General features: G+C 61.1%; 17 protein-coding genes. 7 read left to right on the top strand and 10 right to left on the bottom strand.

The genetic code is table 11. The features are described 5' to 3' along the window. Positions 1 to 28: 28 nt before the first annotated feature. The 4 genes from JL05_RS00320 to rfaD are packed head-to-tail and all read right to left on the bottom strand — an operon-like array spanning position 29 to position 4,158. On the bottom strand, positions 29 to 1,195 hold the full coding sequence (locus JL05_RS00320) for a glycosyltransferase (RefSeq protein WP_033631343.1): 1,167 nt from the start codon (positions 1,193 to 1,195) through the stop codon (positions 29 to 31). Continuing rightward, positions 1,192 to 2,157: a lipopolysaccharide heptosyltransferase RfaC gene (gene rfaC / locus JL05_RS00315; protein WP_033631342.1), complete on the bottom strand. Its 966-nt coding sequence runs from the start codon at positions 2,155 to 2,157 to the stop codon at positions 1,192 to 1,194. The genes JL05_RS00320 and rfaC overlap by 4 nt, the downstream gene beginning before the upstream one ends. Before the next feature lie 2 nt (positions 2,158 to 2,159). Further along, the gene (gene rfaF, locus JL05_RS00310) at positions 2,160 to 3,206 is read right to left on the bottom strand and encodes an ADP-heptose--LPS heptosyltransferase RfaF (RefSeq protein ID WP_033631341.1); all 1,047 of its coding nucleotides are present in this window, start codon (positions 3,204 to 3,206) and stop codon (positions 2,160 to 2,162) included. Between the two features lie 22 nt (positions 3,207 to 3,228). Further along, on the bottom strand, positions 3,229 to 4,158 hold the full coding sequence (gene rfaD / locus JL05_RS00305) for an ADP-glyceromanno-heptose 6-epimerase (RefSeq protein ID WP_033631340.1): 930 nt from the start codon (positions 4,156 to 4,158) through the stop codon (positions 3,229 to 3,231). 240 nt (positions 4,159 to 4,398) lie between these two features. Here rfaD and kbl point away from each other — a divergent pair, with 240 nt between their 5' ends. Both kbl and tdh read left to right on the top strand, forming a co-directional pair. Next, the gene (kbl, locus tag JL05_RS00300; RefSeq protein WP_004931154.1) at positions 4,399 to 5,595 is read left to right on the top strand and encodes a glycine C-acetyltransferase; all 1,197 of its coding nucleotides are present in this window, start codon (positions 4,399 to 4,401) and stop codon (positions 5,593 to 5,595) included. A gap of 9 nt (positions 5,596 to 5,604) precedes the next feature. Then, the gene (tdh, locus tag JL05_RS00295; protein WP_004931152.1) at positions 5,605 to 6,630 is read left to right on the top strand and encodes an L-threonine 3-dehydrogenase; all 1,026 of its coding nucleotides are present in this window, start codon (positions 5,605 to 5,607) and stop codon (positions 6,628 to 6,630) included. A gap of 41 nt (positions 6,631 to 6,671) precedes the next feature. Here tdh and JL05_RS00290 read toward each other — a convergent pair whose 3' ends face one another. From JL05_RS00290 to gpmM, 3 genes are read right to left on the bottom strand one after another with little or no spacing between them, the layout of a single operon-like run. Next, positions 6,672 to 7,625, bottom strand: a complete 954-nt coding sequence (locus JL05_RS00290; RefSeq protein ID WP_033631339.1) for a divergent polysaccharide deacetylase family protein — start codon at positions 7,623 to 7,625, stop codon at positions 6,672 to 6,674. A gap of 2 nt (positions 7,626 to 7,627) precedes the next feature. Further along, the gene (gene envC / locus JL05_RS00285; RefSeq protein ID WP_028128084.1) at positions 7,628 to 8,962 is read right to left on the bottom strand and encodes a murein hydrolase activator EnvC; all 1,335 of its coding nucleotides are present in this window, start codon (positions 8,960 to 8,962) and stop codon (positions 7,628 to 7,630) included. 9 nt (positions 8,963 to 8,971) lie between these two features. Beyond that, positions 8,972 to 10,516, bottom strand: coding sequence for a 2,3-bisphosphoglycerate-independent phosphoglycerate mutase (gene gpmM, locus JL05_RS00280; RefSeq protein WP_021504464.1), 1,545 nt, complete (start codon positions 10,514 to 10,516; stop codon positions 8,972 to 8,974). Between the two features lie 297 nt (positions 10,517 to 10,813). On the opposite strand from gpmM, the gene JL05_RS00275 reads away from it, so the two are divergent. The 5 genes from JL05_RS00275 (at position 10,814) to cysE (ending at position 14,000) form a co-directional block, all read left to right on the top strand. Next, positions 10,814 to 11,248: a rhodanese-like domain-containing protein gene (locus JL05_RS00275; protein ID WP_015379424.1), complete on the top strand. Its 435-nt coding sequence runs from the start codon at positions 10,814 to 10,816 to the stop codon at positions 11,246 to 11,248. A gap of 28 nt (positions 11,249 to 11,276) precedes the next feature. Further along, on the top strand, positions 11,277 to 11,525 hold the full coding sequence (gene grxC / locus JL05_RS00270; protein ID WP_019452217.1) for a glutaredoxin 3: 249 nt from the start codon (positions 11,277 to 11,279) through the stop codon (positions 11,523 to 11,525). A gap of 57 nt (positions 11,526 to 11,582) precedes the next feature. Then, on the top strand, positions 11,583 to 12,053 hold the full coding sequence (gene secB, locus JL05_RS00265) for a protein-export chaperone SecB (protein WP_004931139.1): 471 nt from the start codon (positions 11,583 to 11,585) through the stop codon (positions 12,051 to 12,053). Then, positions 12,053 to 13,072 carry an NAD(P)H-dependent glycerol-3-phosphate dehydrogenase gene (gene gpsA / locus JL05_RS00260; RefSeq protein WP_033631338.1) on the top strand — a complete coding sequence of 340 codons (1,020 nt, stop codon included), beginning with the start codon at positions 12,053 to 12,055 and terminating at the stop codon, positions 13,070 to 13,072. The genes secB and gpsA overlap by 1 nt, the downstream gene beginning before the upstream one ends. A gap of 106 nt (positions 13,073 to 13,178) precedes the next feature. Then, complete coding sequence (cysE, locus tag JL05_RS00255) at positions 13,179 to 14,000, top strand: serine O-acetyltransferase (RefSeq protein ID WP_004931135.1); 822 nt, start codon at positions 13,179 to 13,181, stop codon at positions 13,998 to 14,000. A 61-nt stretch (positions 14,001 to 14,061) separates the two neighbouring features. On the opposite strand, the gene JL05_RS00250 is transcribed toward cysE, so the two are convergent. The 3 genes from JL05_RS00250 to trmL form a co-directional block, all read right to left on the bottom strand. After that, positions 14,062 to 14,733, bottom strand: a complete 672-nt coding sequence (locus tag JL05_RS00250; protein ID WP_033631337.1) for a DUF3313 domain-containing protein — start codon at positions 14,731 to 14,733, stop codon at positions 14,062 to 14,064. Between the two features lie 104 nt (positions 14,734 to 14,837). Next, positions 14,838 to 15,611, bottom strand: a complete 774-nt coding sequence (locus JL05_RS00245) for a CHAD domain-containing protein (protein WP_033631336.1) — start codon at positions 15,609 to 15,611, stop codon at positions 14,838 to 14,840. Between the two features lie 61 nt (positions 15,612 to 15,672). After that, entirely contained in the window at positions 15,673 to 16,146 is a 474-nt protein-coding gene (trmL, locus tag JL05_RS00240; protein ID WP_033631335.1) for a tRNA (uridine(34)/cytosine(34)/5-carboxymethylaminomethyluridine(34)-2'-O)-methyltransferase TrmL, read from the bottom strand. Between the last annotated feature and the right edge of the window lie 16 nt (positions 16,147 to 16,162).

Below are 16,162 nucleotides of genomic sequence, written 5' to 3'. Positions count from 1 at the left end.
TGGGCGTGTTTTCCGGCTCACGTTTTAATTAAGCGATGAAGGAGCGCAGCGTGTCGTCGAACTCAACTTTGAACTGAGCATAGTTGAAATGATCCGCAGGATAGCGCTGCGCATTTCGGCTCAGAGTCTGGTAGGTTTCTCGCTCCAGCAATTTCTCAACGGCATCTGCACAGTCGATATGCGACAGCAGCTTGGGCGCCACCAGGCTGTCGGTCTGCGGATCGTAGACCTCATGCGGGAAGTCGACCTCGATATCGGTGAGCTGCCGGTGTTGTTCGATGGTGACCGACGGCGTTAGGCCAAGGCCGCAGACCCCGTCCCTGACCGCTTCCGGCTGGCCGTCGACCCGCGGGAAAATGACCGGCACGCCGAAATAGAGCGATTCCATGCAGGACAAGCCGAACGGCTCGGTGATTGGCGTGCTCATGTAGATGTGCGTGCGATTGAAGAAACCGGCGACGTCATCCTGATAACCGCTGAAGGTGACGCGATCGCCGAGCTGCAGCCGTGCCGCCAGCGCTTCGAACGCCGCGCGATCCGGCCCTTTGCCGGCCACTTCCAGCGTGACGTCATGCCCGCGCCGCAGCAGTTCCTGCATCATCAATAATGAAACGCTGATGCCTTTCAGGCTGACCAGGCGTGAGGCAGTGCCGATCCTGACCGGCTGCGACAGCGTTTTCGGCGCAGCGTCGATCCCCGCCGGCGTCTTGATGCGGTTGATCACCACGTGATTTGGGCAAGGCAGATTAAAGCGCAGCGCCATCACCCGCTTCGACGCGTGTGAGGCGGAAATGACGCCGTCCAGCATGGCGAAGAAACGCAGCGTCTTTTTATTCTTGGGGTAACGCCAGGAGCAGCCGTGATCGTAGTAAACCAGCTTGCCGCGCTTGGGTTTGGCCGCCAGCCCCGGCACCAGGTCCCAGACGATCACCACGTCAGCGTTCGCCCGTTCAATTTTCCATTTCAGCAAAAATTTGCGCAGGAACTGCGGGCAACGCAACGGCAGCGCATTGATAAGGCGGTTGGCGAAGGTGACGGGCTGATGCGCCGGCAACTGGCGGCGGATCTCTTCGCCAATGTCGCCGCTGATGCACAGGACCTGGTTGCTGCCGTCGGTGGTATCGTTGATGTACTGCAGGAACAGGCGCTCGACGCCGCCCATTTTACCCAGGTTGATAATGTGCAGTTTTTTCATGCTATAACCTTTTGCAACGCCTGCCATGCCGTATCGGCGTCGATTGTCGCCATGCTTTTTTCCGGCGAAATCAGCGAGTGCTGATTTTGCCCGTAACCGCCGATCAGGCCGGGATCGGTCGGCCCGAACAGCGTGATGTTCGGTTTGTCGAGCGCGGCGGTCAAATGGCTGAGCCCGGTATCGACCGAGACCACACCCCTGGCGCCGGCCAGCACCTCGGCCACCTGCTGCAGGCTGAGTTTCGGCAGCACCTCGACATGTGGAAAACCTTCCGCCAAGCGCAGCGCGCGCTGATGTTCATGCTCTGCGCCCCACGGCAGTTTGATCTTCAGCCCGCTGTCTGCCGCCAGCGCGATCAGCTCACGCCAGTTTTGCTCCGGCCAATGCTTATCGTCACGGGTCGTCGCGTGCAGAAACACCAAATACTGCCCGGCATCGGCCGGCGGGCGGCTGAGAAAGCGTGCGGCGATGGCGTAATCGCCGTAGCTGCCCGGTTTATCGTAGCCGAGGCTTTTGGCGAACAGTTCGCGCGTGCGTTCCACCGCGTGCTGCTGTTTGTCTACCTCATGGCGCACGTTGTAGAACCAGCTGGCGAACGGCTCGCGCGCGCTCTTGCAGTCCGGGCCATGTTTGTTGCCTTTGGCGATGCGCGTGATCAGCGCGGCGCTTTTGATCAGGCCCTGCGCGTCGATCACCACGTCGTAACGGCGTTCTTGCAGCGCGCGCTTGAAGTCGCAGCGCTGTTGCCGAGTATCGTTGCCGAACCAGTTTTTTCGCCAGCGGCGAATGGCCACCGGGATCACGCGATCTACCGCCGGGTGCCAGGTGGGGATTTGGCTGAAGCCTTCTTCCACCACCCAGTCGAAGCGGATATCGGGAATGGCCTGCAGCGCGTCGGTCAGGGCGGGCAGCGTATGCAGCACGTCCCCCATCGAGGAGGTTTTTACAATTAACACCTGCATGACTATTCCTCGCTGGCGACAAGTAACGGCGTCAGCGCATCCAACACTTGCTGCGGCTGAATATCGATCAAACTTTGGTGGTATCCCTGCTCGGCATCGCCCTTACGCACCTTGTGGTAGCCGCTGATCAGGCGAATGACCCGCGCCTTGTCGGAAAGCGGCGGCGTGAAGTCGGGGCTGCTTGGGCCGTATAAGGCTATCAGCGGTTTGTTCAACGCTGCGGCAACGTGCATTAAACCGGAGTCGTTGCTGACCACCGCCCGGCAGGCTGCGATCAGGATAACTGCTTGCTCCAGCTGGGTTTTCCCGGCCAGATTAAGGCAGAAATCGCGGGCGTCGTCCTGCAACGCGGCGCGGATCTGTTCGCCGGCCTCATGGTCTTTTGCCGAACCGAACAGCGCGATTTGATAGCCGCTCTCGATCAGCCGCTGAGCCAGCGCCGCGTAGTGATAGTGCGGCCAGCGCTTGGCGGGGCCGAACTCCGCGCCTGGGCAGAAGCCGACGATCGGGCGGCTGTCGGTCAGGTTGAAGGCCGCGGTGGTGTCGGCGATCTCTTCGTCGCTCACCTGCAGCCGCGGCCACAGCAGCGGCTGCGGCAGATCGTCGGCGCGCAGAACGCGGCCTTTGTCATAGGCCAGCGCCACATAGCGTTGCACCATCAACGGGAAGGCGGTCTTGTCGAGCACGCGGACGTCGTTCAGCAGGCCGTAGCGCATTTCGCCCCGCCAGCCGATGCGTTGCGGGATATCGGCGAAGAAGGGCACCAGCGCGGATTTGAACGAGTTGGGCAGGACGTAAGCGCGATCGTAACGGTTGGCGCGCAGAGCGCGCCCCAGGCGGCGGCGCTCGCCGAGCCCCAGCGCGCCGTGGCCCAGCGGCATCGCCAGCGCCTGATTGACTTCCGGCATGCGCGCCAGCAACGGGCGGCACCAGGCCGGCGCCATCACATCGATCTCCGCCGACGGGTATTCGGCCTTCAGGGTGCGATAGAGACTTTGCGACATCATCATGTCGCCAACCCAAGAAGGGCCGATAACCAGTATTTTCATACCCAGCGTTAATTCCTTCAGCTTATGCGGTGCGGTTCAACCAGGCCATGTACTCTTTCACGCCTTCGGCGACCGTTTTGAACGGTGCGTTGTAGCCGGCGGCGCGCAGCTTGGTCAGATCGGCCTGGGTGTACGCCTGATAGCGGCCTTTCAGCTTCTCCGGGAACTCGATGTATTCCACAGCGCCTTTCTGATGGAAGTCCACCACCGCGTCGGCTACCGCCTGGAAGGTTTCCGCTCGGCCGGTGCCGCAGTTGAAGATGCCGGATTTGCCGGTTTCCCAGAACCACAGGTTAACCGCCGCCACGTCGCCGACGTAGATGAAGTCACGCTTGAAGTTTTCGCTGCCGGCGAACAGTTTCGGGTTTTCGCCGCGGTTGATCTGGGTATTCAGGTGGAAGGCGACGCTGGCCATGCTGCCTTTGTGGCCTTCGCGCGGGCCATAAACGTTGAAGTAGCGGAAGCCGCAGATCTGCGAGTCCGCTTCCGGCAGGATCTCGCGCACGTACTGATCGAACAGGAATTTGGAGTAGCCGTAAACGTTGAGCGGCGCTTCATACTCACGCTCTTCGATGAACTCTTCGCGGCCGCCGTAAGTGGCGGCGGAGGAGGCATACAAGAACGGGATTTCGCGATCCAGGCAGTAGTGCAGCAGGTCTTTGGAGTACTGATAGTTATTGTCCATCATGTACTTGCCGTCCCACTCGGTGGTCGCGGAGCAGGCGCCTTCGTGGAACACCGCTTCGATATCGCCCAGATCGTCGCCGGCCACGATGCTGGCGATAAAGTCTTCTTTATCGATATAGTCGGCGATGTCCAGATCGACCAGGTTGACGAACTTGGTGCCGTCTTTCAGGTTATCCACCACCAGGATATCGCGATATCCCTTGTCGTTCAGTGCCTTAATGATGTTGCTGCCGATCATGCCGGCGCCGCCTGTGACGATAATCATTGGGTTACCCCTGCTAAGCTGCCTGGCGGGGCACAATGCCCCACGCTCAATGGCGGTTATAATAGCATTTCATGCCGCGGCAAACAGCGGAAGGGCTCCGAATATCCCGCATTGCCATTGAAGTCCGCCGTTTGCCGTGATATCTGCTGCAATTTTAATATTCTCTCCCGCGCATTCTCGTCAGTTTGGTTACAAATCAGTAAAATATGCCGCAAATAGCCCAATCCTGGAGATAACCGAATGTCAGCGTCTTTTTATCAGCAGTTGGAACAACAGCTTGCCGCCACGCGCAGTGAAGGGCTGTTCAAGGAAGAACGCATCATCACCTCCGCGCAACAGGCGGATATCGCCGTCGCCGACGGCAGCCATGTGATCAACTTCTGCGCCAATAACTACCTGGGCCTGGCCAACCACCCGGCGCTGATCGCCGCCGCCAAGTCGGGCATGGACAGCCACGGTTTCGGCATGGCGTCGGTGCGCTTCATCTGCGGCACCCAGGACAGCCACAAGCAGCTGGAACAGAAACTGGCGGCCTTTTTGGGCATGGAAGACGCGATCCTGTACTCCTCTTGCTTCGACGCCAACGGCGGGCTGTTCGAAACCCTGCTCGGCCCGGAAGACGCCATTATCTCCGATGCGCTGAACCACGCGTCGATCATCGACGGCGTGCGCCTGTGCAAGGCCAAGCGCTATCGCTATGCCAATAACGACATGACCGAGCTGGCCGCGCAGCTGAAGCAGGCCAAAGCCGACGGCGCGCGTCACATCCTGATCGCCACCGACGGCGTCTTCTCTATGGACGGCGTGATCGCCAACCTGAAAGGGGTTTGCGATCTGGCGGACGAATACCAGGCGCTGGTGATGGTGGATGACTCTCACGCGGTGGGCTTTGTCGGCGCCAACGGGCGCGGCACCCATGAATACTGCGAAGTGATGGGCCGCGTCGATATCATCACCGGTACGTTAGGCAAAGCGCTGGGCGGCGCGTCCGGCGGCTACACCGCCGCCAAGAAAGAAGTGGTGGAGTGGCTGCGCCAGCGTTCGCGCCCGTACCTGTTCTCCAACTCGCTGGCGCCGGCGATCGTCGCCGCGTCGATCAAAGTGCTGGAACTGCTGGAAGAGGGCGATGCCCTGCGCGATCGCCTGTGGGCCAATGCGCGTCTGTTCCGCGAAAAAATGACCGCCGCCGGCTTCACGTTGGCCGGCGCCGATCACGCCATCATCCCGGTGATGCTGGGTGAGGCGAAGTTGGCGCAGGAATTCGCCAATGCGTTGCTCAAGGAAGGCATCTATGTGACCGGTTTCTTCTATCCGGTGGTGCCGAAAGGCCAGGCGCGCATCCGCACCCAGATGTCCGCCGACCACACCCCGGAGCAAATCGAACGCGCAGTGGCGGCGTTTACACGTATCGGTAAGGATCTTGGCGTTATTGCATAAGGTAAAACCATGAAAGCACTGTCAAAACTGAAAGCGGAAGAAGGGATTTGGATGACCGACGTGCCTCAGCCGGAGCTGGGCCACAACGACATCATGATCAAAATCCGCAAAACCGCGATCTGCGGCACCGATGTGCATATCTACAACTGGGACGAGTGGTCGCAAAAGACCATTCCGGTTCCGATGGTGGTCGGCCATGAATACGTGGGCGAAGTGGTGGCGATCGGTCAGGAAGTCAAAGGTTTCAACATCGGCGATCGCGTGTCCGGCGAAGGCCATATCACCTGCGGCCACTGCCGCAACTGCCGCGGCGGCCGCACGCACCTGTGCCGCAACACCGTCGGCGTGGGCGTGAACCGCCCGGGCAGCTTCGCGGAATACCTGGTGATCCCGGCGTTCAACGCCTTCAAGATCCCGGATAACATCTCCGACGAACTGGCTTCGATCTTTGATCCGTTCGGTAACGCAGTGCATACCGCGCTGTCGTTCGATCTGGTTGGGGAAGACGTGCTGGTGTCCGGCGCCGGTCCGATCGGCATCATGGCGGCGGCGGTGTGCAAACACGTCGGCGCCCGCCATGTGGTGATCACCGACGTTAACGAATACCGCCTGGAACTGGCGCGCAAGATGGGCGTGACCCGTGCGGTGAACGTCAGCAAGGAAAACCTCAGCGACGTGATGGCCGAACTGGGCATGACCGAAGGGTTCGACGTCGGCCTGGAAATGTCCGGCGCGCCGCCGGCGTTCCGCACGCTGCTCAATGCGATGAACCACGGCGGGCGCATCGCCATGCTGGGCATTCCGCCTTCGGATATGTCGATCGACTGGAATCAGGTCATCTTCAAAGGGCTGTTTATCAAAGGGATTTACGGCCGTGAAATGTTCGAGACCTGGTACAAGATGGCGGCGCTGATCCAGTCCGGCCTGGATTTGACCCCGATCATCACCCACCGTTTCTCGATCGACGAGTTCCAGCAGGGCTTCGACGCCATGCGCTCCGGCAAGTCGGGCAAAGTGGTGCTGAGCTGGGATTGATCTCGGCAGGCGTGAAAAGGGCCGGAATTCCGGCCCTTTTTTTATGTTTGCGGTTTGGTTTGCGTCCAGTGCTGCCAATGACGCTTGATGAAGGTCACCGGCGGCGAGGTGGCAATGCTGTCGGCGATAACGCCCAGCGCGGTGCCGGCGTTGGCTTTTTCCTTCGGCGGTTTGACCTTGCACTGCTTGATGCCGCCGCTGAACGGGTTCTTCGGCTGCGGTTTTTGCGGTTTGACCGGCGGCGGGACGTAGCTGCCACCACCATTGCCCTGCGGTTCGTTCAGCAGCGCGCTCGGTTTGACCAGCACGATATCGGCGGGCAGCGACGGCAGCATCTGCTGCAGCACCTTCACCGTCGCCGGGCGCGGGTGGCCGATGGCGATGGCGGATCCGTTGCGCCGCGCCAATTCGACCGCGCGGTTGAACTGGCGGCGGATGTCGGCTTCGTTCGCGGTATCGTCGAGGAACACCCTGCGTTTGATCACTTTCACGCCGGTGCCGGCCGCAGCGCGGGTCGCCTGGCTGCTGCCGATGGTCATGCTGTCGAGGAAGTACAGGCGGTAGCTTTCGAGCGCCTGCATCACTTTCTGCATGCCCGGCAGGCTGGAGGTCATGGCGCTGCCCATGTGGTTGTTCATGCCGACCGCGTAGGGCACGTTGTTCACCGCGTTGCGGATGATGCGCTGGATCTCGTCGCTGCTCATGGAAGGCTGCAGGGTATCGCGTTCCAGCGGCTGTTTGCTGAGCGGCGCCATCGGCATGTGGATCAAGACTTCGCGGCCCTGGCTGTGGGCGCGGGTGGCCATCAGGCGGGCATGCGGCGCGTTGGGCAACACTGCGACCGAGATCGCCGTCGGCATTTGCAGCACCGCGTTTTCTTCGTGAGGGCGGTAACCCACGTCATCGATGACGATGGAGAGTTTTCCTGCCTGCGCAGCGTAAACCTGCAGCAGACAGCCGATTAACAAAGCTGTACGGGTTTTGACATAACGCAAATCTATCTTCCCAACCACGGCAGTGGGTTAACCGCCTGTCCCTGACGACGGATTTCGAAATAGAGCGACGGCGTTCCCTGGCCGCCGCTGGTGCCGACCAGAGCGATCGGCTGGCCGGCGCGCACCTGCGCCCCGACGTTGACCAACGCGCTTTGGTTGTAGCCGTACACGCTCATGTCGCCTTTACCGTGTTCGACCACCACCATCAGGCCATAGCCTTGCAGCCAGTCGGCCAGCAGCACGCGGCCATCGGCGACGGCTTTCACTTCGCTGCCTTCGCGGGCTTCGATCACCATGCCTTTCCAGCGTAGCTCGCCCTGCTGCTGCTCGCCAAAGCCGTGCAGCGTGCGGCCGCGCACCGGCCACATCAGCTGGCCGGCCGGACGACCGAGGCCGCCGGTTCGCGCCATCAGCGAGCGATCGGCTTCGCTAGGTTTGTAGGTGGTGCCGGTTTTCTTCGCCTGCTGTTCCTTGATGCGCACCTGTTCGCGCACTTTGGCCGCTTCACGCGCTTCGCGTTCGGCGCGCGCACGGGCTTCGCGCTCCGCCCGAGCGATCTTGTCGCGCATGCGGGCTTCGTTTTGGCGCAGTTCCACCAGGCGTTGTTGGTCTTTTTCCAGCGAGGCTTCCAGCGCGGTCAGCGTTTTCTTGCGGGCGCCGCGCGCCTGCTCCAGCTTCTGCTGCTGCGTCTGTTGTTCGCTCAGTAAGGATTTTTGCTGGCCCTGTTTGGCCACCAGCGTGGTTTTTTGCTTCGCCAGCTCGGCGCGGGTCTGTTTCAGCTCTTCGATGGTTTTCTGGCGCGCTTCGTTCAGATAACCGAAATAGGCCAGAATACGTTCGCTGCGCTGGCTTTCTTCACCGCTGAGGATCAGCTGCACGGCGCTGTGCTGCCCTTGCCGGAAGGCGGCGTCGAGCTGTTTGGCGAGGAGGTTTTGCTGGGTCGATTGCTGTTTTTGCAGTTTGGCTATCGAGGCGTTCAGGCCGGAAATGTCCTTGCCCAACTGGGTGAGCGTGCCCTGGGTGTCGCGCAACTGGCGGCTGGCCTGGGCGATGGTTTTTTCCTGTTGACGCAGCTGATCCTGCAGCGAGCTGCGCTGCTGTTGCTGCTGCTTCACCGCCTTTTCTTTCTCGGCGATGCTCTGCTGAATGTCTTTCAGCTGGGATTTATTGTCTTCCGCCGCCTGGCCGGCGAGCGGCAACAGCAAGACGCCAGCGCAAAATACGCTGGCGCACATGGCGGTGAACGTCCTTGGCGCGGTGCGTTCAGGCAGCGGCCGGCTGCCTGCGTTTGCGCTTCGGGTTACCCTTGATAGTGCAAAAAACGCCTTCTCCCTCATGGAGAAGGATTATTCCACGATGAACAGCGGCTTACCAGTCATCTCTTGCGGGATTTCCATTCCCATCAGCGTTAACAGGGTTGGCGCGATGTCCGAAAGCTTGCCGCCTTCGACCGCGCGCGCCGGTTTGCCGACGTAAATCAGCGGCACCGGCAGGCTGGTGTGGGCGGTGTGCGCCTGGCCGGTGGCCGGATCGCGCATCTGCTCGGCGTTGCCGTGATCGGCGGTGATCAGCAGTTGGCCGTCGACGTCGCGCACCGCGTCAACCACCTGAGCGATGCAGGCGTCCAGCGTTTCCACCGCTTTGACCGCTGCTTCATACACGCCGGTATGCCCCACCATGTCGCCGTTCGGGTAGTTGCAGATGATGGCGTCGTATTTGCCGCTGCGGATGGCGCTCAGCAGCTTGTCGGTCAGTTCGGCGGCGCTCATCTCCGGCTGCAGATCATAGGTGGCGACCTGCGGCGAGTTGACCAGCACGCGGTCTTCTCCCTTGAACGGCGCTTCCACGCCGCCGTTATAGAAGAAGGTGACGTGGGCGTATTTTTCGGTTTCCGAGATGCGCAGCTGGGTTTTGTCGTGCTTCATCAGCCATTCGCCGAAGGTGTTGGCCAGCGGCGCCGGCGGATAGGCGCAGGCTGTCGCGATGTCGGCGGCGTATTCGGTCAGCATCACGAAATCGCCGAACTGCACCTGCTTGGCACGCGGGAAACCGTCGAAGTCGGCGTTCACGAAAGCGCGGGTGATCTGGCGCGCGCGGTCGGCGCGGAAGTTCATGAAGATCAACGCGTCGCCGTCCTGCATTGCGGCATCGGCCTCACCGGCGGCGCGGATCACGGTCGGTCTGACGAACTCGTCGTTTTCACCGCGCTGATAAGCAGCCTGCAGGCCGGCGATCGCATCCTCGGCCACGGAATCGCCTTTGGCTGCGGTCAGCAGGTCATAGGCCAGCTGCACGCGATCCCAGCGGTTGTCGCGGTCCATCGCGTAGTAGCGGCCGATCAGCGAGGCGATGCGCCCGACGCCCAATGCGGCGAAGGCGTCGCGGCAGCGTTGCAGCGGGGCTTCGGCGCTGCGCGGCGGCGTGTCGCGCCCATCAAGGAAGGCATGCAGATAAATGGCTTTGGCGCCGCGTTGGGCGGCCAGCTTGATCATGGCCAGGATGTGCTCGTCATGGCTGTGCACGCCGCCCGGCGACAGCAGACCCATGATATGCACCGCCTTGCCGGCCGCTACGGCCTTATCGACGGCGGCGGTCAGCACCGGGTTGGTGAAGAAGTCGCCGTCGGCGATCGCTTTGTCCAGCCGGGTCAGATCCTGGTACACAATGCGCCCGGCGCCCAGATTGACGTGGCCGACTTCGGAGTTGCCCATTTGCCCATCGGGCAGGCCGACATCCAGCCCGGAGGCGGCGATCAGCGTATGCGGCTGCTCCCGCCACAGACGATCCATCACCGGGGTGCCGGCGTTCAGGATCGCGTTGTCCTGCCGCTCTTCACGGTGGCCGTAACCGTCCAGGATCACCAGGACCATCGGTTTTTTGTTGTTCGACATTGCATTGACCTCTTATGAACTTTTTAAGCTGCGAATAGCCATGCGCCCGCCGCAAGCATGGCTATTCGCCCTCGAAAAACCGGCTGATTTTACACCGCCGCCGGCGATAAATAGCCCAAAGAGATCAAGGTTGCGGCGAATCGCGCGGGCTTTTATGCTCTGACGTCGGGAATTTCTCAGCGCAGCCCGCAGTTTCTACAATCGCGCTTGCTTATTGGCTGTATTTGCCGCACTCGGCAGGTATACTCTGGAACCTTGACTTATTTATCCCTTAACTGACGGGAGTTGTTACACCCCATGCTGCAAGAAATTATGCCATTCGTAAGCAGACACCCTATTCTGAGCCTGGCTTGGATCGCTCTGCTGGTCGCCGTGATCGTCATGACCTTCAAAAGCCGTTTCTCCAAGGTCAAAGAGATCGCCCGTGGTGAAGCCATTCGCCTGATCAACAAAGAAGAAGCCGTGGTGGTCGACACCCGCAGCCGCGACGATTTCCGCCGTGGTCACCTGGCCAACGCCATCAACCTGACCGCCAGCGAAATCAAAAACGGCAGCCTGGGCGAGCTGGAAAAACACAAAGCGCAGCCGATCATCGTCGTGTGCGCCAACGGCACTGCCTCCCGCGAGCCGGCGGAGAACCTGAGCAAGGCCGGTTTTGAAAAGGTGACTATGCTGAAAGACGGCATTGCCGGCTGGAGCGGAGAAAACCTGCCGCTGGTGCGCGGTAAGTAACCGTTTAACCTATTTGAGGTGGCAATCCATGGCTAACATTGATATCTACACCAAAGCGACCTGTCCGTTCTGCCATCGCGCCAAGGCGCTGCTGAACAGCAAGGGCGCGGCGTTTAACGAGATCGCCATCGACGGCGATAGCGCCAAGCGCGAAGTGATGATCGAGCGCAGCGGGCGCACCACCGTGCCGCAGATTTTCATCGACGGCCGGCATATCGGCGGCTGCGATGATTTATATGAACTCGATGCTCGCGGCGGCCTGGATCCGCTGCTTTAAGCAGCTTGCCGGTTCACCGAGTGTCAATAAGGACGTTTAACCAAGGGTATTACTCACATGTCAGAACAAAACAGCACCGAAATGGCTTTCCAGATCCAACGTATCTATACCAAGGATATCTCCTTCGAAGCGCCGAACGCGCCGCAGGTTTTCCAGCAGGAATGGCAGCCGGAAGTTAAACTTGATCTGGATACCGCGTCCAGCCAGCTGGCTGACGAAGTGTATGAAGTGGTACTGCGCGTAACCGTGACGGCGACCCTGGGCGAAGAGACGGCGTTCCTGTGCGAAGTGCAGCAAGCGGGCATCTTCTCGGTAGCAGGCATCGAAGGCACGCAGCTGGCGCATTGCCTGGGCGCATACTGCCCGAACATTTTGTTCCCGTATGCGCGCGAGTGCATCACCAGCCTGGTTTCCCGCGGCACCTTCCCGCAGCTGAATCTGGCACCGGTCAACTTTGACGCGCTGTTCATGAACTATCTGCAGCAGCAGGCGGAAGGCGAAGGTGCCGCACCACATCAGGATGCCTGATGAACACCGTCAATGCTTCAATGACTGTTATCGGTGCCGGCTCGTACGGCACCGCATTGGCCATCACGCTGGCGCGTAACGGCCACACCGTGGTGCTGTGGGGGCACAACCCCGCGCAAATTCAAACGTTGCAGCGCGATCGCTGCAATCAGGCGTTTCTGCCCGATGTTCCCTTCCCCGATACCCTGCTGCTCGAAGCCGATTTGGCGCGTGCGCTGGCCGCCAGCCGCGACGTGCTGGTGGTGGTGCCGAGCCACGTGTTCGGCGACGTGCTGCGCCAGCTGAAGCCGCATCTGCGCCCGGATGCCCGCATCGTGTGGGCCACCAAGGGGTTGGAAGCGGAAACCGGCCGGTTGCTGCAGGACGTGGCGCGTGAGGCGCTGGGCGAGACGATCCCGCTGGCGGTGCTCTCCGGGCCGACGTTCGCCAAAGAGCTGGCCGCCGGCCTGCCGACGGCGATCGCGCTGGCGGCGACCGATGCGCAGTTCGCCGACGATCTGCAACAGCTGCTGCACTGCGGCAAGAGCTTCCGCGTCTACAGCAATCCCGACTTCATCGGTGTGCAGCTTGGCGGCGCAGTGAAGAATGTGATCGCCATCGGCGCCGGCATGTCCGACGGCATCGGTTTCGGCGCCAATGCCCGTACCGCGTTGATTACGCGCGGGCTGGCGGAAATGAGCCGTCTGGGTTCTGCGCTGGGCGCCGATCCTTCGACGTTCATGGGCATGGCGGGGCTGGGGGATCTGGTGCTAACCTGCACGGACAACCAGTCGCGCAACCGTCGCTTCGGCATTATGCTGGGGCAGGGTAAAGGCGTGCAGGAAGCGCAGGACAGTATCGGTCAGGTGGTCGAGGGCTATCGCAATACCAAAGAGGTGTTGGCGTTGGCGCAGCGGCACGGTGTGGAAATGCCGATCACCGAACAGATTTATCAGGTGCTTTACTGCCACAAGGACGCTCGCGAAGCGGCGCTGAGCCTGCTGGGGCGAGCCCGAAAGGACGAAAAACCCAGCGCGTGACATAAAACGATATGTCGGGGCAGCGGAATGCTGACCCCGCAAATGACCTGGGCTGCTTCGCGCTACCGTGTGAAGCGGCCCGTTTGGCAAGGCAGAGGGGTATGTGATGTCGTCAGAAGAGTTGGAACAGGTCTGGAACAGCATTAAATCAGAAGCGCGAGCACTGGCTGATTGTGAACCGATGCTGGCCAGCTTTTTCCATGCGACGTTGCTCAAGCACGAGAACCTGGGCAGCGCGCTCAGCTATATGCTGGCCAACAAGCTGGCCACGCCGATCATGCCCGCCATCGCGGTGCGCGAGGTGGTGGAAGAGGCCTACAAGTCTGACAACCAGATGATCGTTTCGGCGGCGCGCGATATCCTCGCGGTGCGCCTGCGCGACCCGGCGGTCGATAAATACTCCACGCCGCTGCTTTACCTGAAGGGGTTCCATGCGCTGCAGGCTTACCGCATCGGTCACTGGCTGTGGCAGCAAGGGCGGCAGGCGCTGGCTATCTACCTGCAAAATCAAATTTCCGTCGCCTTTGGCGTGGACATCCATCCGGCGGCGACCATCGGTTGCGGCATCATGCTCGATCACGCCACCGGCATCGTGATCGGTGAAACGGCGGTGGTGGAGAACAACGTCTCTATCCTGCAGTCGGTCACCCTGGGCGGTACCGGTAAAACCAGCGGCGACCGTCACCCGAAAATCCGTGAAGGGGTGATGATTGGCGCAGGCGCCAAAATTCTCGGCAATATCGAAGTGGGCAAGGGCGCGAAGATCGGCGCGGGCTCGGTGGTCTTGCAGGCGATACCGCCGCACACCACCGCCGCCGGCGTGCCGGCGCGCATCGTCGGGCGGCCGGAGAGCGATACGCCGTCGATGGATATGGACCAATACTTCAACGGCACCAACCACGGCTTCGAGTATGGCGACGGCATCTAAGCCGTGGTTGCGGGTTCATTCAGGGGGAGCTTCGGCTCCCCCTGTGTTTTTCAGGCGGTGGTCAGCCCTGTTTCGGGAACGTGACGATGTCGTTGACCATGTCATCGATCGCCGCTTTGACTTCTTGTTCCGTGACTGGCGCGCTGTCGTTGTTGACGGTTTTGCCGTAACTCTTGCGCACCACTTCCAGCACCGTTTTACCGCTATCCTGATCGATCAACTGCGCTTCCAGGAACAGCGTGGTGTTTTGCGTCCGGTGGCCAGTGGCGGCCATGGTGCTGGCCACCACGGCCGCTACCGGCACCACTTCATAGAATTTCATATCCTCATCTTCGGCAGACACGGCGGTAATCGCGACTTTGGCCAACAGCACGCGGGAACCTGTCGGGTTATTCAAAACGGTAGTGCGCTCGGCCACCGCTTTTCTCACGCTTTGGTCGGTATAGTTTCTAATTTTGTCCAGCGTTTGTTGGCTGACGCGGGCGGTGGGTTTAGCCGCCGGGTAATAAACCACGGGAGCGACATACACGCCGCGATAATTCGACTCTTTAAAGTTGGGATCGATCCAACGCAGCGTTTTATGGCCGCTTGGCGAGCTGGTTTCCTGCAGCTTGCTGTAGTCCGGCAGGAACCCCGAATATTGATTCGTTTGGGTGACTTTGGACGAGCAGCCCGCCAGCAACAGGCCCGCCGCCAGAACCGCCATGGCAACGCTCAAACGTTGTTTCTTCATATGGTTTCCTATGATGAGTGGTGATTACCCTTACAAAACATAGCGCATTATCTGCGCCTCATCGGGCTTTTTCGGGGCCGGGCGTGCCCTGCTGCGGCCTTTTTTCAGGATCGTGATGCGCCGCCGGTTTTCGCCGCCAGTGCCGGTGATAAGGCGGCGAGCAAGGCGTCCGCTCTGACCAGCGCCTGGCGTTGCTCAGCTTGCCACCGGGGCAACAAGAGCCAGAGATCCGCCTGATGCTCGGCTTGCAGGCACCAAACCTCCCGGTCGTGCCAATCACCGAGGGCGTTTTGCGCCGCTTTCAGGCTCGCCATCGCGGCGGGAGAGAGGGGAAGGCTCTGCGGATAGGCTTCGGCCGCGTAACGCAGGCGTTTAACCAGCAGCCGCAGACGGTGGCGATCGTAGCCGATATCAGCCAATGCCCTGCGCAATTGCCGCTGTTGGCGCTGCAGGCGTCGGTTCACACGGTGTTTGGCGGCGCGTTGCGCGGTGCGGCGAAAGCGGTGCGGCCAGGCGTGCAATAGCGAAGGGAAGCTGATGAGCTGCGGGTTGGCGAGCAGTTGGCGGCAGCGGGCCTGAAAATCGCTCTGGCGCACGTTGGCCTGCCAATCCAGGTGATGGTGCGCCAGTTCGGCGATCAGCACCTCGAGATCGCGCAGCGGCGTCGTGAGCCTGCCCAACTGGGCGGCGGCCCGATCGAGCCGCGTTGCGCCGGGGCAACCGCGCAACGGGCGCAGCAGGCTGCGGATACGGCGCAGAGTGACGCGCAAATCGTGCAGCGCTTCGCTGTCCGGCGCCTGTTGCAGCCGCTGTAGCGCTTCGTTCAGCGCCGACTCGAGCCGGCGAAGCTGGGTGACAATATCCTCGACGAAAGCCATGTGCCGTTCCTGGAGAGAGCATCGCAACGATGCCTCCTTCAGTATGGCGCGTCGTTGCGGATTACGCCTTGATCAGCGCGCCGGCATAGTCCAGCTGCCGCCAGGCTTCATAAACCACCACCGCGACGGCATTCGACAGGTTCATGCTGCGGCTTTGCGCCTGCATCGGGATGCGGATTTTTTGCTGCGCGGGCAGCGCATCGAGGATGTCGGCGGGCAACCCGCGCGTTTCCGGGCCGAACAGCAGGTAGTCGCCGGCCTGATAGCTGACGGCGCTGTGCGCCGGCGTGCCTTTGGTCGTGAGAGCAAACAGCCGTTGCGGCTCCTCGGCGGCGAGAAAAGCGGCGTAGTCGGCATGACGGTGGACGCGGGTGAACTCATGGTAATCCAGTCCGGCGCGGCGCAGACGCTTGTCGTCCCACGGAAAACCCAGCGGTTCGATCAGATGCAGATTAAAGCCGGTATTGGCGCACAGGCGGATGATATTGCCGGTATTGGGTGGAATTTCGGGTTCAAATAAAACGATGTTCAGCATGTTGCAGGCCCCTCGT

This window comes from Serratia nematodiphila DZ0503SBS1, assembly GCF_000738675.1.
Classification (GTDB): Bacteria; Pseudomonadota; Gammaproteobacteria; order Enterobacterales; family Enterobacteriaceae; genus Serratia; species Serratia nematodiphila.
This window is presented reverse-complemented; position numbering and strand designations above follow the sequence as displayed.